Annotated in this window: 21 protein-coding genes; 5 read left to right on the top strand and 16 right to left on the bottom strand. The window is 69.2% G+C overall.

Going from position 1 to position 22,285, the window contains the following annotated elements; genetic code table 11:
• Positions 1-13: 13 nt before the first annotated feature.
• Complete coding sequence (locus FND50_RS11490; protein ID WP_005568575.1) at positions 14-745, top strand: flavodoxin family protein; 732 nt, start codon at positions 14-16, stop codon at positions 743-745.
• A gap of 23 nt (positions 746-768) precedes the next feature.
• Positions 769-1,638: a class II glutamine amidotransferase gene (locus FND50_RS11485; RefSeq protein ID WP_005255729.1), complete on the top strand. Its 870-nt coding sequence runs from the start codon at positions 769-771 to the stop codon at positions 1,636-1,638.
• Between the two features lie 12 nt (positions 1,639-1,650).
• Here FND50_RS11485 and FND50_RS11480 read toward each other — a convergent pair whose 3' ends face one another.
• Both FND50_RS11480 and FND50_RS11475 read right to left on the bottom strand, forming a co-directional pair.
• Entirely contained in the window at positions 1,651-2,706 is a 1,056-nt protein-coding gene (locus FND50_RS11480; RefSeq protein WP_144285859.1) for a ferredoxin--NADP reductase, read from the bottom strand.
• A gap of 156 nt (positions 2,707-2,862) precedes the next feature.
• A complete protein-coding gene (locus FND50_RS11475; protein ID WP_144285858.1) occupies positions 2,863-3,624 on the bottom strand; it encodes an SDR family NAD(P)-dependent oxidoreductase in 762 nt (253 codons plus the stop codon).
• 120 nt (positions 3,625-3,744) lie between these two features.
• Between FND50_RS11475 and FND50_RS11470 the strand changes: the two genes are divergently transcribed.
• A complete protein-coding gene (locus FND50_RS11470) occupies positions 3,745-4,518 on the top strand; it encodes an SDR family oxidoreductase (RefSeq protein ID WP_144285857.1) in 774 nt (257 codons plus the stop codon).
• A gap of 74 nt (positions 4,519-4,592) precedes the next feature.
• On the opposite strand, the gene FND50_RS11465 is transcribed toward FND50_RS11470, so the two are convergent.
• The 6 genes from FND50_RS11465 to FND50_RS11440 are packed head-to-tail and all read right to left on the bottom strand — an operon-like array spanning position 4,593 to position 10,224.
• Complete coding sequence (locus tag FND50_RS11465; RefSeq protein ID WP_144285856.1) at positions 4,593-5,405, bottom strand: MaoC/PaaZ C-terminal domain-containing protein; 813 nt, start codon at positions 5,403-5,405, stop codon at positions 4,593-4,595.
• Positions 5,406-5,407: 2 nt separating this feature from the next.
• Positions 5,408-6,586: a lipid-transfer protein gene (locus tag FND50_RS11460; protein ID WP_144285855.1), complete on the bottom strand. Its 1,179-nt coding sequence runs from the start codon at positions 6,584-6,586 to the stop codon at positions 5,408-5,410.
• Positions 6,583-7,014, bottom strand: a complete 432-nt coding sequence (locus FND50_RS11455; protein WP_144285854.1) for a MaoC family dehydratase — start codon at positions 7,012-7,014, stop codon at positions 6,583-6,585. Before FND50_RS11455 ends, FND50_RS11460 begins: the two co-directional genes overlap by 4 nt.
• Positions 7,011-8,123, bottom strand: a complete 1,113-nt coding sequence (locus FND50_RS11450; RefSeq protein WP_144285853.1) for an acyl-CoA dehydrogenase family protein — start codon at positions 8,121-8,123, stop codon at positions 7,011-7,013. The genes FND50_RS11455 and FND50_RS11450 overlap by 4 nt, the downstream gene beginning before the upstream one ends.
• Positions 8,123-9,061 (bottom strand): bifunctional MaoC family dehydratase N-terminal/OB-fold nucleic acid binding domain-containing protein, encoded by a 939-nt coding sequence (locus FND50_RS11445; protein ID WP_144285852.1) that lies wholly within the window; start codon positions 9,059-9,061, stop codon positions 8,123-8,125. The genes FND50_RS11450 and FND50_RS11445 overlap by 1 nt, the downstream gene beginning before the upstream one ends.
• A complete protein-coding gene (locus FND50_RS11440) occupies positions 9,058-10,224 on the bottom strand; it encodes an acyl-CoA dehydrogenase family protein (protein ID WP_144285851.1) in 1,167 nt (388 codons plus the stop codon). Before FND50_RS11440 ends, FND50_RS11445 begins: the two co-directional genes overlap by 4 nt.
• 139 nt (positions 10,225-10,363) lie before the next feature.
• Between FND50_RS11440 and FND50_RS11435 the strand changes: the two genes are divergently transcribed.
• On the top strand, positions 10,364-10,804 hold the full coding sequence (locus tag FND50_RS11435; protein ID WP_144285850.1) for a nuclear transport factor 2 family protein: 441 nt from the start codon (positions 10,364-10,366) through the stop codon (positions 10,802-10,804).
• Here FND50_RS11435 and FND50_RS11430 read toward each other — a convergent pair.
• From FND50_RS11430 to FND50_RS11420, 3 genes are read right to left on the bottom strand one after another with little or no spacing between them, the layout of a single operon-like run.
• Positions 10,788-11,675, bottom strand: a complete 888-nt coding sequence (locus FND50_RS11430; RefSeq protein ID WP_144285849.1) for an LLM class F420-dependent oxidoreductase — start codon at positions 11,673-11,675, stop codon at positions 10,788-10,790. The two genes, FND50_RS11435 and FND50_RS11430, sit on opposite strands and share 17 nt — an antisense overlap.
• Before the next feature lie 13 nt (positions 11,676-11,688).
• Positions 11,689-13,356 (bottom strand): AMP-binding protein, encoded by a 1,668-nt coding sequence (locus tag FND50_RS11425; protein ID WP_144289031.1) that lies wholly within the window; start codon positions 13,354-13,356, stop codon positions 11,689-11,691.
• A gap of 26 nt (positions 13,357-13,382) precedes the next feature.
• The gene (locus FND50_RS11420) at positions 13,383-14,576 is read right to left on the bottom strand and encodes an NADH:flavin oxidoreductase (protein WP_144285848.1); all 1,194 of its coding nucleotides are present in this window, start codon (positions 14,574-14,576) and stop codon (positions 13,383-13,385) included.
• A 154-nt stretch (positions 14,577-14,730) separates the two neighbouring features.
• On the opposite strand from FND50_RS11420, the gene FND50_RS11415 reads away from it, so the two are divergent.
• Positions 14,731-16,392 (top strand): class I adenylate-forming enzyme family protein, encoded by a 1,662-nt coding sequence (locus FND50_RS11415; RefSeq protein WP_144285847.1) that lies wholly within the window; start codon positions 14,731-14,733, stop codon positions 16,390-16,392.
• 82 nt (positions 16,393-16,474) lie between these two features.
• Here FND50_RS11415 and FND50_RS11410 read toward each other — a convergent pair whose 3' ends face one another.
• Genes FND50_RS11410 through FND50_RS11390 form a run of 5 tightly spaced genes read right to left on the bottom strand, consistent with a single transcriptional unit; the run spans position 16,475 to position 22,270 of the window.
• Complete coding sequence (locus tag FND50_RS11410; protein ID WP_144285846.1) at positions 16,475-17,290, bottom strand: mycofactocin-coupled SDR family oxidoreductase; 816 nt, start codon at positions 17,288-17,290, stop codon at positions 16,475-16,477.
• A 36-nt stretch (positions 17,291-17,326) separates the two neighbouring features.
• A complete protein-coding gene (locus tag FND50_RS11405; protein ID WP_144285845.1) occupies positions 17,327-17,977 on the bottom strand; it encodes a PaaI family thioesterase in 651 nt (216 codons plus the stop codon).
• Positions 17,974-18,846, bottom strand: coding sequence for a MaoC/PaaZ C-terminal domain-containing protein (locus FND50_RS11400; RefSeq protein WP_144285844.1), 873 nt, complete (start codon positions 18,844-18,846; stop codon positions 17,974-17,976). Before FND50_RS11400 ends, FND50_RS11405 begins: the two co-directional genes overlap by 4 nt.
• 1 nt (position 18,847) lies before the next feature.
• A complete protein-coding gene (locus FND50_RS11395) occupies positions 18,848-21,082 on the bottom strand; it encodes an acyl-CoA dehydrogenase (RefSeq protein ID WP_144285843.1) in 2,235 nt (744 codons plus the stop codon).
• Between the two features lie 24 nt (positions 21,083-21,106).
• On the bottom strand, positions 21,107-22,270 hold the full coding sequence (locus tag FND50_RS11390; protein WP_144289030.1) for a steroid 3-ketoacyl-CoA thiolase: 1,164 nt from the start codon (positions 22,268-22,270) through the stop codon (positions 21,107-21,109).
• Positions 22,271-22,285: the final 15 nt, after the last annotated feature.

Genomic DNA, 22,285 nt, shown 5'->3' with positions numbered 1-22,285 from the left:
CGTGGGAGGACTGATGGCCGATCCGTCGCCGCGGGACGGGACCCCCCGTTTCAGCGGCCTGCGTGCCCTGTTCGTCAACTGCACCCTGAAGCGGTCCCCCGACGTGAGCAACACCCAGGGGCTGATCGACCGCAGTGTCGGCCTGATGGAGCAGGAAGGCGTCTCGGTCGACCAGATCCGGGCGGTGGACCACGACATCGCGACCGGCGTGTATCCGGACATGACCGAGCACGGGTGGCCGAGCGACGAATGGCCCCAGCTGTTTCAGCGAGTGCTGGACGCCGACATCCTGGTCCTGGCCGGTCCGATCTGGCTCGGCGACAACGGTTCCGTCACGAAACAGGTGATCGAGCGGCTCTACGGTTGCTCGTCGATTCTCAACGACCACGGCCAGTACGCCTACTACGGGCGGGCCGGGGGTTGTCTGATCACCGGCAACGAGGACGGGGTCAAGCATTGTGCGATGAACATCCTCTACAGCCTCCAGCATCTCGGATACGTGATCCCGCCGCAGGCCGACGCCGGATGGATCGGTGAGGCCGGCCCGGGCCCGTCGTATCTCGACGAAGGGTCGGGCGGTCCGGAGAACGATTTCACCAACCGCAACACCACGTTCATGACGTACAACCTGATGCACGTCGCCGCGATGTTGAAGAAGGCCGGCGGGTTCCCGGCGTACGGAAATCGACGTTCGGAGTGGGATGCGGGTTGCCGCCCCGACTTCGCCAACCCGGACTACCGCTGATTCGCCCATCCGAGAGGGAAGTCATGTGCCGATTGTTCGGGTTGTCCGCCGCCCCTCATCGCGTCCGCGCGTCGTTCTGGCTGCTGGACGCCCCGGACAGCCTCGCACAGCAGAGTCACCGCGAGCCGGACGGCACCGGACTCGGCACGTTCGCGGAGGACGGAACTCCGGTGGTGGAGAAGCAACCGCTCGCCGCATACGAGGACAGGGAGTTCGCGCAAGAGGCGAAGCATCGCTCTTCGGTCACGTTCGTCGCGCACATCCGTTTCGCGACCACGGGTGAACTGCTTCCGCAGAACACCCACCCGTTCGCCCAGGGCGGTCGCGTGTTCGCTCACAACGGCGTGGTCGAAGACCTGCCGAAGCTCGAGGCGGAACTGGGCTCCGATCTCGCGCTCGTTCACGGCGACACCGACTCGGAACGCGTCTTCGCCCTCGTGACCAGTCACATCGGCAGGAACGGCGGCGACGTCACGGCCGGCATCACCTCGGCCGCCCGATGGCTGGCCGACAACGTGCCGATCTACGCGCTCAACATCCTGCTGACCACGCCCGGCGAATTGTGGGCGCTACGGTACCCGGACACCCACGACCTGCTGTTCCTCGAGCGGCGCGCAGGCGGTCCGAGTGGTGGTCGTCACCTCCAGCACGCGAGCACTCCCGGCCGGATCCGTGCCAGGTCCGAGCATCTCGCCGAGTATCCGGCGGTGGTCGTCGCCAGCGAACAGATGGACGAGGACCCCGGCTGGATGCCACTGCAGCCGGGCGAACTGCTCCACGTCGACCGCGACCTCGCCGTCACCCGGGAGGTCATCGTCGATCGCCCACCGCGCTACCCGATCCGCCTCGCCGACCTGGGCGCCCACGCCGCGGCGGCGCAGACGGAGAAGTAGTACCGGCGTCGGTCAGAACTCGATCCGCACGTGCTCGCTGACGGGGCGGGCCTGGCACGCGAGGATGTAGCCGCTCGCGATGTCCTCGGGATCGAGGATCGACGCGTTGTCCATGTCCACTTCTCCCTGGACCACCGTGCATGCGCAGGAACCGCATTCGCCCTCGCGGCACGAGTAGGGGACGTCGAGCCCCTTGGAGAGCATGACGTCGACCAGTGTCGCCTCGCGGGGCCAGCGCAGGTTGTGCGCTTCGCCGTCGAGTTGCACCTCGACCGTCGATGCCGTTCCCGCCTCCGTGTCCGGCAGTTCCTCGACCACGGCGTCCGCGAACGGATCCCCGGACAGTGAGGTGAACACCTCGGCGTGCACACGGTCGCGCGGGACGCCGGCGAGTGCGAGCGACTCGTGGATCGTGTCCATGAAGGGGCGCGGCCCGCAGAGGTAGGCGCGGTGGTCCCGGAACCGGTCCGACAGATTCGCCAGCTGCCGCGGTGTCGGCAGGCCCTGCACGCTCTCGAGCCAGTGCACGACGGTCAGCCGGTGTTCGTGGCGGGCCGCGAGTTCCCGCAACTCCTCGGCGAAGATGACCGACTTCTCGTCCCGGTTCGCGTACACGAGAACGACTTTCCCGTTGCCCTCGCTGAGCGCCGACTTGAGGATCGACATCACCGGAGTGATTCCACTGCCCGCGGCGAACAGGATCAGGTCTTCGTCCAGGCTGGCCGGAGTGAACACGCCCGCGGGAGGCAGGACCTCGATGCGGTCGCCGACACCGACGTTGTTGCACAACCAGTGCGAACCGTACCCGCCTGCGGTGCGTTTGATCGTCACCTTCGGCAGGTCGTCGGTGAACGGCGAACTGGCCAGCGAGTAACACCGCGCGACGGAACCCGTCCGATCGCTCGGGATGCGCAGCGTCAGGAACTGTCCGGGCTTGTAGGCGAATTCGTGCCGACGCTCGTCGGGGACGTCGAACACCAGCGACCGGGCGTCGGACGTCTCCTCCACGACAGCGGCCACGGTGACCACTACTGATCGCGAACTGCGTGGTGTTTCAACGGTCGTCATCGCGACGGTGCCCTCTCGCTACGGTAATTCGATCCTGCCGAAACTAGTGCAGATCGAGCGCGCCGGCCCCCGGCCTTCCCGCTGTGCGGGACCCGGATGCCCGCCGTCAGCCCCAACGGGACTGCCCGCCGTCAGCCCCAACGGGACTGCCCGCCGTCAGCCCCAACGGGACTGCCCGCCGTCCAGGGGGATGGTGGCCCCGGTGAGGTAGCCGGCGTCCTCGCTCACGAGGAACACGACGGCACGTCCGATGTCGGTTTCGGCGTCGCCGACCCGTCCGAGCGGGATGCCCGCCACGAACTCCGCCGCCTCGTCCGGGTTCCTGCCCATCCATCGCTCGAGCGCCGGACTCTTGGCGTGCGGGGCCACGGACAGCACCCGGATGCCGTCCCGGCCCCACTCACACGCCGCCGACCTGGTCAGCGAACGCATCCCCTCCTTGATCGAACCGTAGGCGCCGTAGTTGCTCGCGTCCCACCGCACGGCCGCCGACGTGACGAGGTTGACGATCACGCCGCCGCCGCGCGCCCTCATGTGCGGGTGGCACGACTGCATCATGCGCAGCGTCGCGAGCGGTCCCGTTGCGAACGACCGCTCGTACTCCTCGTCGATCACCGACAGGATCGGTCCCGGCGTGCAGTCGTTGGCGTTGTTGACCAGGATGTCGACGCCGCCGAACACGTCCACGGTCCGCTCGACGGCGGACGCGATGTCCGCCCGCCTGCTGACGTCGCACACCACTGGTTCGCTGCGTGCGCCGAGTTCGGTGAGCCGCTCGCACGTGCCGTGCAGTTTCGATTCGGTCCGGCCGGCGACGGCGATTGCCGCGCCCTCCCTGGCGAGGGCCAGGGCGATTCCCTGCCCGATCCCCTGCCCCGCACCGGTGATCAGCGCGACCTTGCCGTCGAGTTTGCCCATGTCCACTCCCGTTCCCCTACTATCGAACCAAGCATTTGCTTGTTTTCGGTCTTCGTGCCGATTCACCCGATCCCATTCGAGCGCCGGCAATCCCGCGCTCCCTCACTCCGAAGGTCTCCCGTGACAATCCCCCATCCTCTCGATTTCAGTGGCCGCACCGTCGTCGTGACCGGCGGAACCAAGGGCATCGGTTTCGTAGTCGCCGAATCGTTTCTCGCCGCGGGTGCGAACGTGCTCGTGTGCGGCCGGAGCGCACCGGACAACCCGCCCGCGCACGGTGATCGCACCGCCGCGTTCCGCGCGACCGACGTCCGCGACCACGCCGACGCCGCCGCACTGATCGACGAGGCCGTCGCCCGCTACGGCCGCCTCGACGTCCTCGTCAACAACGCGGGTGGGTCGCCCGACGCCGACGCCGCCACCGTCTCGCCGCGTTTCGTCGAGAAGATCGTCGCGCTGAATCTGCTCGCGCCCTTCACCGTCGCCCAGGCCGCCAACGCGGTGATGCAGCAGCAGTCCGGCGGCGGTGCCATCGTCAACATCGGCAGCGTCTCCGCTCACGACCCGCAGCCCGGCACCGCCGCGTACAGCGCCGCGAAGGCAGGGTTGCTGGTTCTGACGAAAGCGCTTGCGCTCGAGTGGGCTCCGAAGGTCCGGATCAACCACATCACCACGGGTCTCATCCGCACCGAGAGCGCGGCGTCCGTCTACGGTGACGACGGCGGCGCCGCCGTCACCCGGACCCTGCCGATGGGGCGGATGGCGGTGCCGTCGGACATCGCGGACGCCTGCCTGTACCTGGCGAGCGCGCAGGCGTCGTATGTGAACGGCGCCGATCTCGCCGTTCACGGCGGCGGCGAGTATCCCGCGCGGTATCTCGCCACCCACTCCTGACCTCCTCGCCGAATGTCACATCGGTTCAGTTGAACTGCACCGGTGTGATATTCGGCAACGAATAGACCGTGCGGTCAGCCGAACGCGGCGCGGGCGCCGACGATCACCGGCCGGTCGTCCTGGACGAGTTCGAACGACGCATCACCCGCATCACCCCAGGCCCGCAACGACGGCGCGTCGCCCGGGTAGACCGGTGCGGCGAACCGTCCCTCCAGCCGGACGAGGTCGGCCGGGTGGACGTCCAGCGCTCGGGCGAGTTCCAGCGTGCTCGCGGCGAGCGTGCACAGGCCGTGCATGATCGGCCGGGGCTGTCCGATCCGCTCGGCCGCCGTCGGGTCGATGTGGATGTGGTGCCGGTCGCCGGTCAGCCGGTACAGCGCCGCCTGGTTCTCCGCGGTTCGCAGAACAGCGTCCACGGCCGGTTCACCCTCGGGCCGAGACGGTTTCGCGGGGCCTCGATCGCCGCCGAAACCACCGGCGCCGGGCGCGAACAGCGACCAGGTGGCGATGAAGAACTCGGACTCGACGCGCACCTCGAACACGGCGGCCGAGCCCTTGTCCCACACCTCGCCGACCGACGCCGACAACGCGATCTCGCCGCGACGGGGAAGCGGCGCGAGCACCGTCAGTTCCTGCGATCCGTGCAGCGCCGTCTTCGTGTCGAAAGCGCCCCGCGACCCCAGTTCGTCCGGCGCCCACTGGGCGAGGGTGAGAGCGAACGTGGGCAGCACCCGCAGACGCTCCTCGAAGACGAGGTCCAATTCGGTGGCCCGCGCACCCACCGACAGTGCATACAGGATGGCGTCGCGCTCGTCGTAACTCACGGTGCGGGTGCCGAGGTCCTCGCCTCGCCACGCTCCTGCTGTCGTGCGTTCGGTTGTCGTCATGATCAGTCCTCTCTGCCCAGGATCAGGCCGCTGGTGGGCACGGCGGTGCCCGCGGTCACCAGCACGTTGCCGATGCCGTCCGGTTGTGTCGTCGACGTTCCGCGGATCAGGCGAACTGCCTCGGCGATGCCGTTGACGCCGTGCAGATAGGCCTCACCGATCTGGCCGCCGTGGGTGTTCGCCGGGAGTCGGCCGCCGACCTCGAGGTTGCCGTCCCGGATGAAGTCCTTCGCCTCGCCGGGATCGCAGAAACCCAGTTCCTCGAGTTGCGGGAGGACGAGCGGGGTGAAGTGGTCGTAGAGGATCGCCGCCGAGATGTCGTCGGGCGCGAGACCGCTCTGCCGGTAGAGTTGCCTGCCCACGAGGCCCATTTCGGGTATTCCGGTGATGTCGGGCCGGTAGTAGCTGGCCATCATGTGCTGGTCCTTGCCGGAGCCCTGCGCGGCGGCCTTGACGATCGCCGGGGTGGTGCGGAGGTCCTTGGCGCGTTCGGCGGAGACGACGACGAGGGCCTGGCCGCCGTCGGTTTCCTGGCAGCAGTCCAGCAGGTGCAGCGGTTCGGCGATCCACCGCGACTTCTGGTGGTCGTCGAGGGTGATGGGCCGCCCGTGGAACCAGGCGGCCGGGTTGCCGGCGGCGTGCTTGCGTGCGACGACCGCGATCCGGCCGAAGTCCTCACTCGTGGCGCCGTACCGATGCATGTACCGGCGGGCGAACATCGCCACCCACTGGGCGGGCGTCGACAATCCCTGCGGGGTCAGCCAGGCGTACGCCGCCCGGTCCGCGGTGCTGTCCATCGGTCGGTCGTGCTGCCCGAGTCCGTAGCGCACACCGGACCGTTCGTTGAAGGCGCGGTAGCAGACGACGACGTCGGCGATGCCCGTCGCCACGGCCATCGCCGCCTGCTGGACAGTGGCGCACGCGGCGCCGCCGCCGTACCCGATGCGGGAGAAGAACTTCAGCTCGCCGATGCCCGTATTGCGGGCGACGAGGACCTCACCGTTCGTCTCGGCGGTGTACGTGGACAGTCCGTCGACCTCGGACGGGTCGATGCCCGCGTCGGCGAGTGCGGCGACGATCGCCTCGCACGCCAGTTGCAGTTCGCTTCGTCCCGAGTGCTTGGAGAATTCGGTGGCGCCGATGCCGACGATGGCGGCGGCGCCCGACAGGGGGCTGGTCATCGGTTCCCTCCCGCGGTCCACGCGACGACGACGGTGCCGGTGGCGTGATCACCGAGGCTGTTCGCGCCGCGGATATTCACGGTGACGAGGCCGTCGTCCTTCGCGACCACCTCACCGGTCAGGGTCATCTCGTCGCCGGGGTAGTTGGGGGCACCGAGCCGCACCGCGATCCGGCGCAGCGACGCGTGCGGCCCCGCCCAGTCGGTGACGAACCGTCCCACCAGCCCGTTGGTGGTGAGGATGTTCATGAACACGTCCTTCGACCCCCGCTCCACCGCGAGCGCCGGATCGTGGTGGACGTCCTGGAAGTCGCGGGTGGCGAGGGCGGTGGCGACGATCAGGGTGCGGGTCAGCGGTATCACCAACTCCGGCAGCCGATCGCCGACCGTGACGGCGTCGTAGGTCGTGGTGCCGACGGTGGCGGTCATGCGACCACCTCGACCCCGGCCGCCAGCTGCGCGCCCAGACGTGCCAGGTCGGAGCCGGCTCCGCCGAGGGTGGCGGCGAGCTGCTTGCCCCACAGCAGGTGCCGGTGCACCGGGTAGTCGGTGTCGACGCCGATTCCGCCGTGCACGTGCTGGGTGCGGTGGACGACCCGCTGTCCGCCGTCGGTCGCCCACCATTTCGCGACCAGCACAGCGGTTCCCGGATCTTCCCCGCTCGCGAGGAGCCAGACGGCCTGCCACAGTGTCACCCGCATGGCCTCGAGGTCGATGTAGCAGTCCGCGAGCTGATGGGTGACGGCCTGGAACGTCGCGAGCGGGCGGCCGAACTGGGTGCGTCCGTTGAGGTACGTGACGGCCTGACGCACCGCGCCCTCCCCCACGCCCAGTTGCAGGGCGGCGACCGCCAGTTCCGCTCGTTCGAGCAGCCACCGCACCGCGGTACCGTCCGCCGGGCCGACCGGTTCCGCGGGGGCCGCGTCGAACGCGACGTTCGCGCAGATCTCGTGGGTGGTCGACTCCGCCTGCTGCGCAGTCACGCCCGCGGCCTCCGGGTGCACCAGGAACAGCGCCGGACCGCTGTGTGTGGTCGCGGAGACGAGGAGGTGTTCGGCGAGGTGCGCCACGGGGACCGCGGCCTTGGCACCGTGGACCTGCCACCGGCCGTCCACCTCGCGTGCCGTCGTCGCCGGTTCGCCCGCGACGTACGGTCCGAACTCCTCCAGTCCGACCGTGAGGATCAGGCTGCCGTCTGCCGCCGCGGGGATCAGCGCGTCACGTTGGTCCGGCGTCCCGAACTCGGCGATCGCGAGCGCGCCGAGCACGTGCGGCCACAACGGAACCGGCGCCACGGTCCGGCCCTGCTCCTCGAGCAGGACGTACAGTTCGGCGAGTCCCATGCCGCCGCCGCCGAGGTTCTCGGGCAGGGCGATGCCCAGCAGCCCGGTGGTGGCCAGTTCGCGCCACAGTTCCCGGTCGATCCGGTCGGCGCCCGACTCGACGTCCGTGATCCGCTCGGGTCGCGACCTGGCGGCGAACACGTCCGCGGCCAGTCCGCGGACCGCTTCCTGCTCCTCGCCGAATGTGAAGTCCATCAGTGTTCCTCCGATACTGCGGGCCGGAATGCGGGAAGTGTGAGTTGCGGGTCTGCGTCGATCCAGTCCAGTTCCACGGGCATTCCGATGTGCACGTGTTCGGGTTCGACACCCGTCATGTTGGCGATCAGGCGGGTGCCCTCCGCGAGTTCGATCACCGCGACGATCAGTGGGTAGTCGAAGGCGTCGATCTTCGGGTGGTGGTTGACGACGAACGTGTAGACGGTGCCCCGCCCCGACGCGTCGACGGTGTCCCATTCGGTGGAGCGGCACTCTCCGCACATCGGTCCGGTCGGGTGCCTCAGCACACCGCAGTTCGTGCACCGCTGGATGACGAGGCGGTGCTCGCGGGCGGCCGCGAACCAGAACGCGTTGTCGTCGTCGAGGGCGGGCCGCGGGCGCAGCGCGCGCGTGGCCGGGCGTTCGGCGGGCCGGAATCGGAGTGTCCGCCACCGCTGGGTGCCGACGATCTCGCCGTCACCGTTGCGGTACGTCTTGAGGGTGGTGACGAAATGTCCTGCGCCGAGACCTGTCCGTTTCTCCGCGGAGACGGACTCGACGACCTCGGTCGTGCTCACCCGGTCGCCGGGACGCAGTTCTGCGAAGAATTCCTGGTCGGAATCGGTGGCGACGACGGACGTGAATCCCGCCTCGTCGAGTGTGGCGATCAGTTCCGTCCAGACGGGTGACGGGTCGGCGCCGGACATCTTGTCGGCGAATGTGCGCATCGTCCACACCTGCAGCATCTGCGCAGGCGCGACGGCGCCGCCGCGGCCGGTGGCGCGTGCGGCGTCGTCGTCGAGGTAGACCGGGCTCGTGTCACCCATCGCCTCGGCCCAGTGCCGGATCATGGGAGTGTTCACCGGGTCGGGACCCCAGATGGCCGGGACGATCGTCCGTCCCTCGAAGGCGCGCAGCCGGGTGAGGAGTTCGCTCATTTCACCCTCTTCTCGCGGGCGAGTCCGAGGCCGAGGGTGCCGACCATGTCGCGGAGCACCTCGTTGACGCCGCCGCCGAACGTGTTCACCACGCTCTGCCGGGAGATCTGTTCGATCTGGCCGGCGAGAATCGCGCCCGGCGAGCCCGGACGCAGCCGTCCGGCGGCACCGAGGATCCCGAGCAGCGTGCGATAGACGTCGACGTGGGTTTCGGTGCCGTACGTCTTGGTGGCACCGGCGTCGGCACCCGACAACGCATCCCGCGCGACCGCGGCGGTCATCTTCCAGTTCAGCAGTCGCATCGCCTCGAGCTTCGCGTGAGTGCGCGCGAAGTCCATCTGCACCCACGGGATGTCGAGTGCACCGTTCCGTCCGGCCCAGTCGAGGACCTGTTGCCACAGGCCGAGCGTGCGTCCGCCGAGCGCGGCGAGCCCGATGCGTTCGTGATTGAGCTGAGCGGTGATCAGCTGCCAGCCACCGTCGACGTCACCCACGACGTCCTGATCGCCGACCCGGATCCCGGTGTAGTAGGTCGACGTGACCGTCAGCCCGCCCACGGTGTGGATCGGCGACCAGCCGAAGCCGGGATCGTCGGTGGGGACGATGAGGATCGAGATGCCCTTGTGCTTGGGTGCGTCCGCATCGGTGCGGCACGCCAGCCACACATAGTCGGCCGTGTTGGCGCCACTGGTGAAGATCTTGTTGCCGTCGACAACCCAGGTGTCCCCGTCGCGCACGGCCCGGGTCTGCAGCGACGCGAGGTCGGTACCGGCTTCCGGTTCGGTGTACCCGATGGCGAAGACGATGTCGCCGGCCAGGATGCCCGGAAGGAACCGCGCCTTCTGCTCCTCGGTGCCGTACTTCATCAAGGTGGGGCCGACCGTGTTGACGGTGACGAACGGGAACGGCAACCCGGCCCGTTGCACCTCGTCGAAGAACACGAACTGGTCTTCGATCGACCGTCCCTGCCCGCCGTACTCTACCGGCCAGCCGACACCCAGCCAGCCGTCCTTGCCCAGCAGCCGCACGATATCGCGGAAGTGTTCTCCGCCCACACCTTCCTCACCCGCGATCCGCCGCGTCTCCTCCGGCAGCAGCGCCGCGAAGTAGGCGCGCAACTCCCGCCGGAGTTCCCGCTGCGCGGGCGATTCCCTCAGATTCATCGGCGTCCTCCTCGAGCCTGTGCGTGGCTGTCGCCACGGGTGTTCTGGACGCTAACCAGCACTCCCACGCCTCGGTGCCGATGTCTCGGTGAGCGGGAGGTGGTTGTCGCCGGTGCCGCATGTCCGCTGGAATGGTCGGATGGCCACCGGATTCGCTGTCACCGAACTCACCGCCCGCTACGCGCGGGCCGTCGACCGGCGCGAGGCGGCAACGCTCGCGGCGCTGTTCGACACCGACGCGACGTTCGTCCTTCCCCCGGCGCTGACGGGCACCGGTGCGGCGAGCGAACTCCGCGGCAACGCGGTGCTCGCGGGCGCCGTCGTGGACGCGGTCTCGCATCTGCAATCCACCCGTCACGTCGTTCACCAGCAGGTGATCGACGTGGACGGGTCGACGGCGTCGGGCGAGACGTACTGCACGGCGCACCATGTCTACGCCGGCCGAAACGGCTTCCGCGACAACCGGATCGCGTTGCGCTACCACGACCGGTACGTGCTCGGCGACACCGGCTGGCAGTTCTCCCGGCGCGAACTGATCGTCGACTTCAGCGAGGACGTGCCGGTCACCGTGCCGGACTGAGGCCCAACCGCGCCGAGCAGGCGGCCATCTCGTCGATGACCTGGCCGAGGGACTGCGCGTATCGGGACGCCGACAGCACGAGCCGACTCGCACCCAGGTCCCGGGACCGGTCGAGCTTGGCCTCGTCCAGCCGCGGCAGCGTCGCCCCCAGCACGAGGTCGACGTCGGCGGGATCGCGGCCGGCGTCCGCTGCCGCAGCCCGCATCCGGGCGATCGCCCGGTCCAGGTCGTCGCCGGCCAGGCCGAGCGGCTGGAATCCGTTGCCCAGCCGCCCTGCCCGCCGTGCGGCCGCTGGGCTGTGACCGCCGATGTAGAGCGGCACTCCCGAATTCCGGTGGGGTTTGGGCCAGCTCTGGGCGCCGCGGAAGGAGAAGTGTTCACCCGCGAAGTCGACGGCGCCGGTACCCGACCACAGCGCCCGCATCACCGCGATCGCCTCGTCGGCGACCGCGCCGCGCCGGTCGAAATCACCTCCGCAGGCCTCGATCTCCTCACGCATCCAGCCGAGACCGAGGCAGACACGGAGGCGTCCCGCGGACAGCCGGTCCAGAGTGGCGAGACGCTTCGCCAGCACCACCGGATGGTGGTTGGGCAGGACCAGCACGCCCGTCGCGAGTCCGAGGGTCGTCGTGGCGCCGGCGACGAACGACAGCAGTTCCAGCGGGTCCGGCAGGCTGCAGTCGTCCGGTAGGTGCGACTTGCCGGTGGGCGAGTACGGATAGGCACTCGCCGTGTCCGCGATGACGACCGAGTGCTCGACGGCGGAGATCTCGTCGAATCCGAGTGATTCCGCAGCCCTCGCGAATTCGAGTATCCAGTCGGGCTCGCCCGCCCGTCCCAGCTCGACGGGAACCACCACACCCAGTTTCATGTCACCCTCACCGTCACACGTGCAGGAATCGTTGCCGGCCGTGCGTGTGGAACTCCTGCTCCAGCGCGGCCTTCTCACTGTCGGTCATCTGGTGGTATTCGGGAACACCGCGTCCCACCCACCGGAAGACCGGATCGTCGCAACGCCAGCGCTGTTCCTGCAGCATTCGTTTGAGCACCTTGTTCGATCCCGTCACCGGCAGGTTCGTCGACACCCGGACGAAGCGGGGTGCCGCCTTCGTGCCGAGGTCGTCCTGTCTGCCGAGGAAGGCGGCGAACTCCGCCGGATCGAAATCGGTGCGGTCCGACACCTCGACGGCCGCCATCACCTGATCGCCCGACCGCGGGTCGGGGACGGCGTACACGCCGGTGGCGACCACTTTCGGGTGGCGGCGCAGAATGCGCTCCACCATCAACGCCGAGCTGTTCTCCCCGTCCACGCGGATCCAGTCGCCCTTCCGGCCGGCGAAGTAGATGAAGCCGGCCTCGTCGACGTACCCGAGGTCGCCCGTCCAGTACCAGCCGTGCCGGATGCGGTCCGCGATCGCGTCCTCGTTCTTGTAGTAGCCCTCGAATCGCGCCGCGCCGGCCTTGTCGACCATTTCGCCGATCGCCTCGTCCGGGTTGAGCACGCGACCGTGCCCGTCGAGCCGCGCCCGGGCCTTCTCCGCGCGGGTGTCGGGGTCGACGATGACGATGTTCTCGTTCGCGGGTCTGCCGAGCGCACCCTCGGGGGCGTCGGGGTCGAGCGTCACCGAACCGGCGCCTTCGCTCGAGCCGTACCCTTCGTACAGTTCGGCGCCGAACCGGCGGACGAATTCGGTCTTGTCCTCCGGGGACGCCTCGGTCCCGAAACCGCGGACGAGAGTGTTGTCACGGTCGTCGGGTTGCTCCGGTGTGGCCATCAGGTACGCCAGCGCCTTGCCGACGTAGGTGAAGAATGTGGCGCCGAAGAACCGGACGTCGGGCAGGAATCCGGACGCGGAGAACTTGCGCGGCAGGCAGACGGTGGCGCCGTTCGCGAGTGCGGGCGCCCACAGCGCCATCAGCGCGTTGCCGTGGAACAGCGGCATGCAGCAGTAGTCGACGTCCTCGCGCACGTGCCCGTACTTGACGGTGTTCGCGTACGCCAGCCGGGCGAGCCGGCCCTGACTGCACCGCACCGCTTTCGACGTGCCGGTGGTGCCGGACGTGAACAGCAGAAGGAACAGCGTCGACGCGTCGATCCCGGGCTCCCAGGCCGGACTCTCGACGGCATGGGACGCGACGAGTTCGGTGTAGGCCGGATCGTCGACCAGCAGAAACCGGTCGTCGGACAGCCCGAGGTCGAGACCGGCGAGCTGCGCCTTCCCTGCGGTGTCCGTGACGATCAGCTGGCAGTCGACGTACCGGATCTCGGCCTCGAGTTCCGCCCCGCGACGGGTCGGATTGATGCCGACCACGGTGGCGCCGGCGAGCGCGGCGCCGCCCAGCCAGAACAGGAACTCGGGGGTGTTCTCGAGCAGGACTCCGACGTGGAACGGTCGGTCGCGCCGCAGCGAGGACGCGACGGCCCCGCGGGCCGCACCCTCGCGTACCACCTCGTCCCAGGTCCAATCCTGTTCCCGGGTACGGACTCCCAGTCTGTCGTCACCCAGCCGGTCCAGCAGCATCTCGGCGATCGTGGTGCGTTCCAACTCCATCTCTCCTGTCGACACGGTATGCACGCTCACGGCACGCGGAGCACGCAGTGGGTGCCACCGTAGATGGCCGTCATGCACTTGTTGCAGTGAATGCACAGACCGGGGTTGTGGGTCTCCTCCGTGATCCGGTTGACGAGGTCGGGTTCCCGCAGGAGTGCCCGTGCGACGGCCACGAACTGGAATCCTTCCGCCATCGCCAGGTCCATGGTCGCCTTGCCGGTGATGCCACCGAGTAGGACGAGCGGCATCGTCACGGCGGCTCTGATCTGGCGGGCGTCCTCGAGGAGGTAGGCGTCGCGGTAGGGGTATTCCTTCAGGAAGTGCTTGCCGACCAACCGGATTCCCAGTTTCGTCGGCTGCGGCATGACGGCGGCGAACTCACGGAGCGGCGCGTCGCCCTTGAACAGGTACATCGGGTTCAGCAGGGAACTGCCCGCGGTGAGCTCGAGCGCGTCCAGCGAACCGTCCTGTTCGAGCCATTGCGCCACCTGGATGGCCTCGTCCACCCAGAAGCCCCCGGGCACACCGTCGTCCATGTTCAGTTTGGCGAGGATCGCGATCCTGTCCCCCACCGCGTCGCGTACGGCGCGTGCGGTCTCGAGCGCGAACCGGGCGCGGTTCGCCAGGGATCCGCCGTACTCGTCCGTGCGCTTGTTGACCTTCGGGCTGAGAAAGGAGCTGATCAGATAGTTGTGGCCGAAATGGATCTCCACGGCGTCGAACCCCGACTCCACCGCGCGGCGAGCCGCGTCGGCGTGTGCCTCGACGATCCGGGCGATATCTGCCGCAGACGCCGGCTTGGAGAAGTTCTGGGTGGTCATCCGGAACGCACGGGACGGGCCCAAGGCCGGAGATCCGATGTACTTCGCAGCCGCGACCGGTCCCGCGTGGCCGATCTGCGCAGACACTGCCGCACCCTCGGCGTGGATGGCGTCGGTCAGCTTCCGCAGGCCCGGCATCGTCTCGTCGGTCCATTGGATCTGGCCCGGCGACGTCCGGCCGTCGGGGGCGACGGCGCAGTACGCGACCGTCGTCATACCGACGCCCCCTGCGGCGGGTTGCCGATGGAATTCGATGAGCTCGTCGGTGACCATCCCCTTCGGGGTCAGGCCCTCGTACGTCGCTGCCTTGATCACGCGATTGCGCAGGGTGATCGGCCCGAGTGTGGCCGGGGCGAGCGGGTCGACCTTCACTGTGGGCGGGTCGAGATCTATCGTCATATGAGTTCCTCCAGCTGCGATTCGCTGTCGAACGTAACGGCGCCGGGATGTCGCGGATCGCGGCAGTCTCGCTGAGTGGTAACCACGTCCGGGCGCCCGTCACGGCGTGCCATCTTGTGTCGGTACGAGTGCCCGAGGACGAAAGGTCGCCCCGATGACTGCCCCTACAGATCCACAGTTGCACCTGGATCAGGTGATGTCCCGTCTCACCGGACCCGGTGGCTGGTTCGAACTCGTCGAGGAGCCGGTACTCGGCACCCGGATGCCGGTGATGAAGAACCGCGGGCGCTCGGTGGGCGAACTCCTCACCACGTCGCTCCGGTGGGGCGACCGCGACTACCTCGTGACCGCCGACCGCCGGATGTCCTACACGGAGCACGCCGCCGCGGTCGCGGCCCTGGCGACGGCGCTGCGCGAGGACCACGGCGTCCGGAAGGGTGACCGGGTGGCGATCCTGGCCGCGAACACCCCCGAGTGGGTGGTCGCGTTCTGGGCCACGCAGGTGCTCGGCGCCATCAGCGTCGGACTGAACGGCTGGTGGGTTCCGCGGGAGGTCGAGTACGGGCTGACGCACAGTCGCCCCACTGTGGTGATCGCCGACGCGAAGCGCGCCGAGACGCTCGCCGCGGTCGGCACCGACCTTCCGGTCCTCACAATGGAGGCGGATCTGCCCGCGATCTTCGCGAAGTACGCAGGGTCCCCGATGCCGCACACCGACGTCGACGAGGACGATCCCGCCGCCATCCTCTACACCAGCGGCACGAGCGGCAGACCCAAGGGAGCGCTGCACTCGCAGCGCAACATTCTGGCCGTCGTCGACTACCACCGGTTCAGCGACGCCGTGGTCGGCGAATTCAGTGGACGACCCGTCGACCCTGCGATGCCGAGTCCGCTTCGCTACCTCCTGACCTCTCCCCTGTTCCACATCGCGAGCCTGCACAATCTTGTGATTCCGCGGCTGGCGACGGGCGGCGCGGTCGTCATGCACCAGGGCGGATTCGACGTGGACGCCGTGCTCCGCCTCGTCGAGCGGGAACGGGTCACCAACTGGGGAGCGGTGCCCACGATGGCGTCCCGTCTGGTCGAGCACGACGACCTCGACAAGTACGACCTGTCGTCGCTCACGTCGTTCTCGCTGGCGTCCGCACCGTCGTCGGTGGCGTTCAAGGAACGGCTGCGCGAGAAGGTGCCGTTCGCGCGGAACGCCCTCGTGGACAGCTACGGACTCACCGAGTGCAGTACCGCGATCGCCGTCGCCACCGCCCCCGAACTCGAGCAGTTCCCGGGGACTCTGGGACGTCCGATCATCACGGTGAGCATGGAGATCCGCGATCCGTACGGGGAGTGGCTGCCCGACGGCGTCGAGGGCGAGGTGTGCGTGCGCAGCCCGTTCGTGATGCTCGGCTACTGGGAGGACGAGGCCGCCACCGCTGCGGCGATCGCCCCGGGCCGGTGGCTCCGGACCGGCGACTACGGACTCGTCGAGAACGGTCGCCTGCGGCTGACCGGACGTCGCTCGGATCTTATTCTGCGCGGCGGGGAGAACGTGTACCCCACCGAGATCGAGCAGTGCCTCGACGAACACCCCGACGTGCTCGAGTGCGCGGTGATCGGGACGCCCCACGAGGATCTGGGTCAGGAGGTGGCGGCTGTCGTGGTGTTGCGACCGGGTGCCGTGACCACCGAGGCGGAACTGCGCGAGTACGCCGCGGATCGCCTGTCGTATTTCAAGGTCCCGACCCGCTGGCGGATCACCACGGACCTGTTGCCCCGCAATGCGACCGGCAAGATGGTCCGCCGGGACATCACCGTCTGACACCGGCAGCTGAGCTCCGAATGTCACAGTGGTGCAGGCGAACTGCACCACTGTGACATTCGGCGAACACAGACGGCGAACCTCAGCGAATGAGGTTGCCGAGGTCGACGGGAATCTGCGCCCCGGTGATGTATTTCGCCTCGTCGGAACACACCCAGGCGACGACGGCGGCGACGTCCTCCGGCTGGGTGATGCGGTAGGGCAGTGAGTTCTGGTAGATGGAGCCGAGCGTCGACGCGTACCGGGCGATGAGCGGGTGCAGGTCGCGCACCTTCATGCCGGTGTCCACGCCCGCCGGGTGCACTGTGTTGACACGGATGCGGTGCTCACCGAGTTCGTTCGCCATCGTCTTGGCGAGCCCGGTGATGCCGTGCTTGGTGGCGACGTAGTGCCCGGTGAACGGGGTGCCCTTCAGCCCGGACACCGAACTCGTGAAGACGACGGCGCCGCCCTCCCCCTGTTCGATCAGATACGGAACCGCCGCCTTCGCGGTGTGGAACGTTCCCGTGAGGTTGACGTCGACCGTCTCCTGCCACTGCTCGGCGGTGATCTCCCACGACAACGCCCCCGAGCAGATGCCCGCGTTCGCGATCACGACGTCGAGGCGGCCCAACTGCTCGATGCCGTCGGCGAGGGCGCGCGAGAGTCCGTCGAAATCGCGCACGTCCGCGGTGGAGGCGACGATCCGCCGGCCGGTGGATTCGACGAGCCGGACCGTCTCGGCCAGGTCGTCCCGGGTGGCGCCGGGATAGGCGGTGGACGCGAATTCGGTGCAGGCGTCGATCGCGATGACGTCGGCGCCCTCGGACGCGAACCGGACGGCCTCGGCGCGGCCCTGCCCGCGTGCCGCGCCGGTGACGAAGACGACCTTGTTCTCGAAACGGTCGGGTGAGGTCATTGTCTGTTCCTGATCATTGTCTGCTCCTGATCGGGGTCATCGTGGGCGGGGCACGGTCTTGTCGACGAACAGTCCCTCGACCGAGACGCACACCTCGCCGTCCGCGGTCCGGATGTCGCCGACGGTGGTGATCTTGCGGCCGTCGACCGACATCAGCTTCCCGGTCAGGGTGAGTGGTTCGAACAGTGGCGTCGGGCGGTGGTAGCGGGTGCTCAACTGCGCTGTCATGCCGGCTTTTCCACCCCAGGCGTTGGCGACGCCGAGGACGTGGTCGAGCAGGAGCGCGGACACGCCGCCGTGGACGTGCCCGGGCGGCCCCTGGTACGGGATGGTCAGCGTGACGGTGCCCCGGACCGATCCGTCGGACAGCCCCTCGAGGACCACAGGCGGTGCGAGCGCGTTCTCGGGACCGGTGACGGGATCGTGCCGGGTGACGCCCTCCCCGTTCCACATGTCGATCAGCCGCTCGGCGACGGCGGGCGCGTGTTCCTCGAGGTGCCCGGCGATGCTGTTCAACTCTTCCGCGACGCGGTCGAGGTTGGCGTTGCCGCGATCGGTCCGCAGCAGCGCGTCGACCACGCGCCGGGCGGCCTCGGTCGCCCGGTCGACGGCGGAACCGTCGGGCGGTGACGTCAGCACCGTTCCCGACCGGCTGTTCTCGAACGTGGGGTGCGTACCGACGCTCATCCGCTCACCTCCATCGTCGCCTGGGTCAGGACCGGTTGCCCCTCACGGTCGGGGCACGTCGCGCGCAGGGTCAGCCGGTCGCCGTCGTGCCAGACCGCGGTCTCGACGGTCTCGCCCGGGTACAGCGAGCCCGCGAACCGCACTGCGTAGTGGCGCAGTCGCGTGGGATCGCCGTCCAGCATCCCGTCGACGACGGCCTTGCACACCACACCGTACGACGCGAGCCCGTGCAGGATCGGCCTTTCGAACCCGGCCGCGGCCGCGAATTCGGGGTCCGCGTGCAGCGGGTTGAGGTCGCCGCTGAGCCGGTAGAGCAGGGCCTGCGCCGTCCCGGTGCGCGACACCAGCACCTTGTCGGGTTCGCGGGCCGGCACCGTGGCCACCGACTCGGGCCCCGGGGAGCCGCCGAACCCGCCCTCATCGCGGGCCCAGATCTGCATCCCCGTGGTCCACAACGGGTTCCCGCCCGAGTCGGTGGCCGTCTGTTCGAGCACGATGACGGCGGCCTTGCCCTTGTCCCACACGTCCGCCACCCGCGAGGACACCCGGGCCCCACCTGACGGAGGAATGGGCGCGTGCACGGTGAGCGACTGTCCGCCGTGCAGGATCTTGCGGAGGTCGATGTCGATACCGGGCAGGCTCAGCCCGGCCACCGGTGCGTCGCCGGCCGAGATTCCCTGCCCCGCGACGAGCGCGAACGTCGGCAGCACCAGCAAGTCCTTCTCGTACACCCAGCGCAGTTCCGCGGGGTCCTGGGCGTTCCCGCCGGCGCCGAGTCCGAGGTGGTAGAGCATCACGTCACGCTCTGTCCACGCCACGTCACGCACGGCCGGTTCCGCGGTCAGCGCGGCCTTCACGTCGATCGCCACGTCAGGTCACGCTCCCTTTCCGGGGCGCGGGATCACGCGGCAGACCCAGCAGTCGTTCGCCGATGATGTTGAGCTGGACGTTGGTGGTGCCGCCCGCGATCGACATGCACTGCGAGTTCAGGAACATCTGCGTAGCGGAGGTGCGGGGCCGGTCGCCGAGCAGGGCGCGCGGTCCGGCCCAGTCCATCGCCACCTCCCACACCTGCTGGATGTGTTCGACGCCGAGCAGTTTCGCGACCGACGACTCGGCGCCCGGTTGCCCGCCCGCGATCGAGCGCAGGGTGGTGCGCAGCCCCATCAGGCCGCCGGACTGTGCGTCGCAGAGGACCTTGCCGAGCACGGTCAGCTGCTCGTCGTCGATGCCGACGGGCAGTTCGCCGGCCAGGGTCAGCAGAGCCTCGCCGCCGGAGCCCAGCGAGGAGTCGTGCGACAGCGATACCCGTTCGTTGGCGAGGGTCGTGCGGGCGAGCTTCCAGCCGTCGCCCGGTTCGCCCACGAGGAGTTCGTCCGGGACGAACACGTCGTCGAGGAACACCTCGTTGAACAGTGCCTCGCCGGTGATCTCGCGCAGCGGCCGGATGTCGAGGCCGTCGCTGCCCCTCATGTCGATCAGGAAGTACGACACCCCCTTGTGTTTGGGCGCCGAGGCATCTGTGCGGGCGAGGCAGATACCCCAATCCGCGTCCCGGGCCATCGACGTCCACACCTTCTGCCCCCGCAGCACCCAGCCGCCGTCCACCTTGGTGGCCCGGGTGGTCAGGCCGGCGAGGTCCGATCCGGCGCCGGGTTCGGAGAACAGCTGGCACCAGACCAGGTCGCCGCGCAGCGACGGGGGCACGAAGCGCCGCAACTGTTCGTCGCTGCCGTGCGCGATGAGCGTGGGCACCACCCAGTTGCCGATGATCATGTCGTGGGGTTTCAGCGCGGCCGCGCGCAGTTCCTCCGCGATCACCAGTTGTTCCACGGCGCCCGCTCCCCTGCCCCACGGCGCGGGGAGGTGCGGTGCCGTGTAGCCCTTCTCGGCCAGGTACGTCCTGCGCTCCGGCTCGTCCAATGCGGCCGCGTCCGTGAGTTCCGCGAGCACGTCGGCGCGGATGCCCTCGGCGTCCGGAGGCAGGTCGATGCCGAGCACCCGGCGGGCCCCGCCCAGGGTCGCGCGGGCCACGCGCCGCCGCCACGATGCCGTGGACCCGAGCAGGATCCGCAGCGACTGCGCCCGGCGAAGGTACAGGTGGGCGTCGTGTTCCCAGGTGTAGCCGATTCCCCCGAGCACCTGGATGCAGTCCTTGGTGACGGCGAACGCCGCGTCGGGTGCGGTGGCTCCGGCGACCGCGGCCGCGAGTGACGCCTCCGCCGCACTGCAGCGCGGCGCAGCCGTCGCGGCCCTGGCACTGCTGCCGGGATTCATCGCACGGGCCGCGTCCCACGCACAGACGCGGGCCTGTTCGGCGAGGCAGAGCATGCGGGCCACCCGGTGTTTCACACCCTGGAACTGGCCGATGGGGCGGCCGAACTGGTGGCGCACCTTGGCGTAGTCGGCGGCGGTGGTGACCGCCCAGTCGGCGACACCCGAGGCCTCGGCGGCGAACAAGGTGGCCGCCAGATCGAGAACGCGCTGCGAATCGATCTGCAGGACATCGGCTTCGGCGATCTCGAGGGCGTTCACCGAAGCGGTCGCGTTGCGGCGCACCACGTCGTGGCTGGGCAGGTCGGTCACGTCGAGCCGGTCGCGGGTGAGCGCCACGAACACGGTCTCGTCGCCGTCTCTCGCCGCGAGCAGGAACAGGTCGCCCACCTGCCCGCCGAGGACGTACCCGGACTCGCCGTCCAGCGTCACCACTCCGCCGTCCCGGACGAGACGCAGCGAACCCGGCTGCAGGGCCACCGCGCCGAGGGCCGAACCGTCGGCCAGCCCGGGGAGCTCACCCGTGCGCCCGGACTCGTGCAGGACGGCGCCGAGCAGCACGGTCGGGAGGAAGGGACCGGGCAGCAGGACCCGGCCCAGTTCCTCGGCGACCACTGCCAGTTCCACCAACCCACACCCCGCCCCGCCCACATCCTCGGGCAGGTGGAGTCCCAGTACGCCCAGTTCCGCCAACGACTTCCAGAACAGCGGTCGTTGCTCGGTCTTGGCCTCGACGGCCTCCCGGAGCACGGCCGGGGTCACGGTCCGTGTGGCCCAGCCCCGCACCGAGTCGCGCAGGTCGCGCTCTTCTTCGGTCAATCCCATTGTCATGTCGGCCTCGTCGATCGTTCGGGGTCAGATGCGTTCGATGATGGTTGCGGTGGACAGCGCGCCACCGGCGCACATCGTGACCAGCGCGGTGGAGGTGTCGGATCGCTCCAGTTCGTGCAGGGCGGTCGTGATCAGCCGGGCCCCGGTGGAGCCCACCGGATGGCCGAGTGCGATGGCCCCGCCGTTGACGTTCACCTTCGACATGTCGGCTCCGTGCACCTGCGCCCACGACAGCACGACGGACGCGAACGCCTCGTTGATCTCGACGAGATCGATGTCGCCCAAAGACATTCCGGCGCGCTCGAGGACCATCCGCGTCGACTCGACCGGCCCGTCGAGGTGGTAGTACGGGTCGGAGCCGACCATGCCGGACGCGAGAATCCTCGCGCGCGGCCGCAATCCGAGTTCGCGGGCACGGTCGCCGTCCATGAGCAGGACGGCGGCGGCGCCGTCGCTGATCTGGGACGAGTTGCCCGCGGTGTGGATGTGGCCGTCGATCACGGGCTTCAGAGCCGACAGGGCCTCCGCGGTCGTCTCGCGCAGTCCCCCGTCCCGGGTGACCACCGCAAGTTCACCGGTGGGTGCGCCGGACTTGTCCACAACGGGAGCGGTGACGGGAACGATCTCGCGGTCGAACCGTCCGTTCGCCCAGGCCTGGGCGGCGCGTCGCTGCGACTCGAGCCCGAACGCGTCGACGTCGCCGCGCCCGAGCCCGCGGAGGTCGGCGATCCGCTGGGCGGACGTGAACTGGTCGCCCATATCGATCGCCCAGTCGTCGGGGTAGGGGTTGCCGGTCTCCGGCGTGACGGCCTGGCCGAGGAACACCCGGCTCATCGCCTCGACACCGCACCCGATTCCGGCGGAGATCTGGCCGGACGCGATGAGACCCGCCACGACGTGTACGGCCTGCTGGGAAGATCCGCAGGCGCAGTCGAGCGACGTGGCCGCCGTCGCGTACGGCAGTCCCGTGTGCAGCCAGGCCTGCCGGGTCACGTTGTTGGACTGCTCACCGGCCTGGGTGACGCATCCGCCGACGATCTGCCCGATGTCCGCCGGGGCGACACCGGCCCGTTCGAGGACACCCCGCTGTGCGGCGCCGAGTAGTTCGGTCGGGTGCAGTCCGGACAGTGCCCCGCGCCGGCGCCCGATCGGTGTCCGTGCCGCGTCGACGATGACGGCATTGCCCATGTTCCGCTCCTTGAG

This window comes from Rhodococcus sp. WB9 (assembly GCF_007558985.1).
GTDB classification, from domain to species: Bacteria; Actinomycetota; Actinomycetes; order Mycobacteriales; family Mycobacteriaceae; genus Rhodococcus_F; species Rhodococcus_F opacus.
This window is presented reverse-complemented; position numbering and strand designations above follow the sequence as displayed.

Coding starts and splice junctions, on each gene's coding strand:
- FND50_RS11490 (WP_005568575.1), top strand. CDS start 14: ATGGCCGATCCGTCGCCGCGGGACGGGACCCCCCGTTTCAGCGGCCTG.
- FND50_RS11485 (WP_005255729.1), top strand. CDS start 769: ATGTGCCGATTGTTCGGGTTGTCCGCCGCCCCTCATCGCGTCCGCGCG.
- FND50_RS11480 (WP_144285859.1), bottom strand. CDS start 2,706: ATGACGACCGTTGAAACACCACGCAGTTCGCGATCAGTAGTGGTCACC.
- FND50_RS11475 (WP_144285858.1), bottom strand. CDS start 3,624: ATGGGCAAACTCGACGGCAAGGTCGCGCTGATCACCGGTGCGGGGCAG.
- FND50_RS11465 (WP_144285856.1), bottom strand. CDS start 5,405: ATGACGACAACCGAACGCACGACAGCAGGAGCGTGGCGAGGCGAGGAC.
- FND50_RS11460 (WP_144285855.1), bottom strand. CDS start 6,586: ATGACCAGCCCCCTGTCGGGCGCCGCCGCCATCGTCGGCATCGGCGCC.
- FND50_RS11455 (WP_144285854.1), bottom strand. CDS start 7,014: ATGACCGCCACCGTCGGCACCACGACCTACGACGCCGTCACGGTCGGC.
- FND50_RS11450 (WP_144285853.1), bottom strand. CDS start 8,123: ATGGACTTCACATTCGGCGAGGAGCAGGAAGCGGTCCGCGGACTGGCC.
- FND50_RS11445 (WP_144285852.1), bottom strand. CDS start 9,061: ATGAGCGAACTCCTCACCCGGCTGCGCGCCTTCGAGGGACGGACGATC.
- FND50_RS11440 (WP_144285851.1), bottom strand. CDS start 10,224: ATGAATCTGAGGGAATCGCCCGCGCAGCGGGAACTCCGGCGGGAGTTG.
- FND50_RS11435 (WP_144285850.1), top strand. CDS start 10,364: ATGGCCACCGGATTCGCTGTCACCGAACTCACCGCCCGCTACGCGCGG.
- FND50_RS11430 (WP_144285849.1), bottom strand. CDS start 11,675: ATGAAACTGGGTGTGGTGGTTCCCGTCGAGCTGGGACGGGCGGGCGAG.
- FND50_RS11425 (WP_144289031.1), bottom strand. CDS start 13,356: ATGGAGTTGGAACGCACCACGATCGCCGAGATGCTGCTGGACCGGCTG.
- FND50_RS11420 (WP_144285848.1), bottom strand. CDS start 14,576: ATGACGATAGATCTCGACCCGCCCACAGTGAAGGTCGACCCGCTCGCC.
- FND50_RS11415 (WP_144285847.1), top strand. CDS start 14,731: ATGACTGCCCCTACAGATCCACAGTTGCACCTGGATCAGGTGATGTCC.
- FND50_RS11410 (WP_144285846.1), bottom strand. CDS start 17,290: ATGACCTCACCCGACCGTTTCGAGAACAAGGTCGTCTTCGTCACCGGC.
- FND50_RS11405 (WP_144285845.1), bottom strand. CDS start 17,977: ATGAGCGTCGGTACGCACCCCACGTTCGAGAACAGCCGGTCGGGAACG.
- FND50_RS11395 (WP_144285843.1), bottom strand. CDS start 21,082: ATGACAATGGGATTGACCGAAGAAGAGCGCGACCTGCGCGACTCGGTG.
- FND50_RS11390 (WP_144289030.1), bottom strand. CDS start 22,270: ATGGGCAATGCCGTCATCGTCGACGCGGCACGGACACCGATCGGGCGC.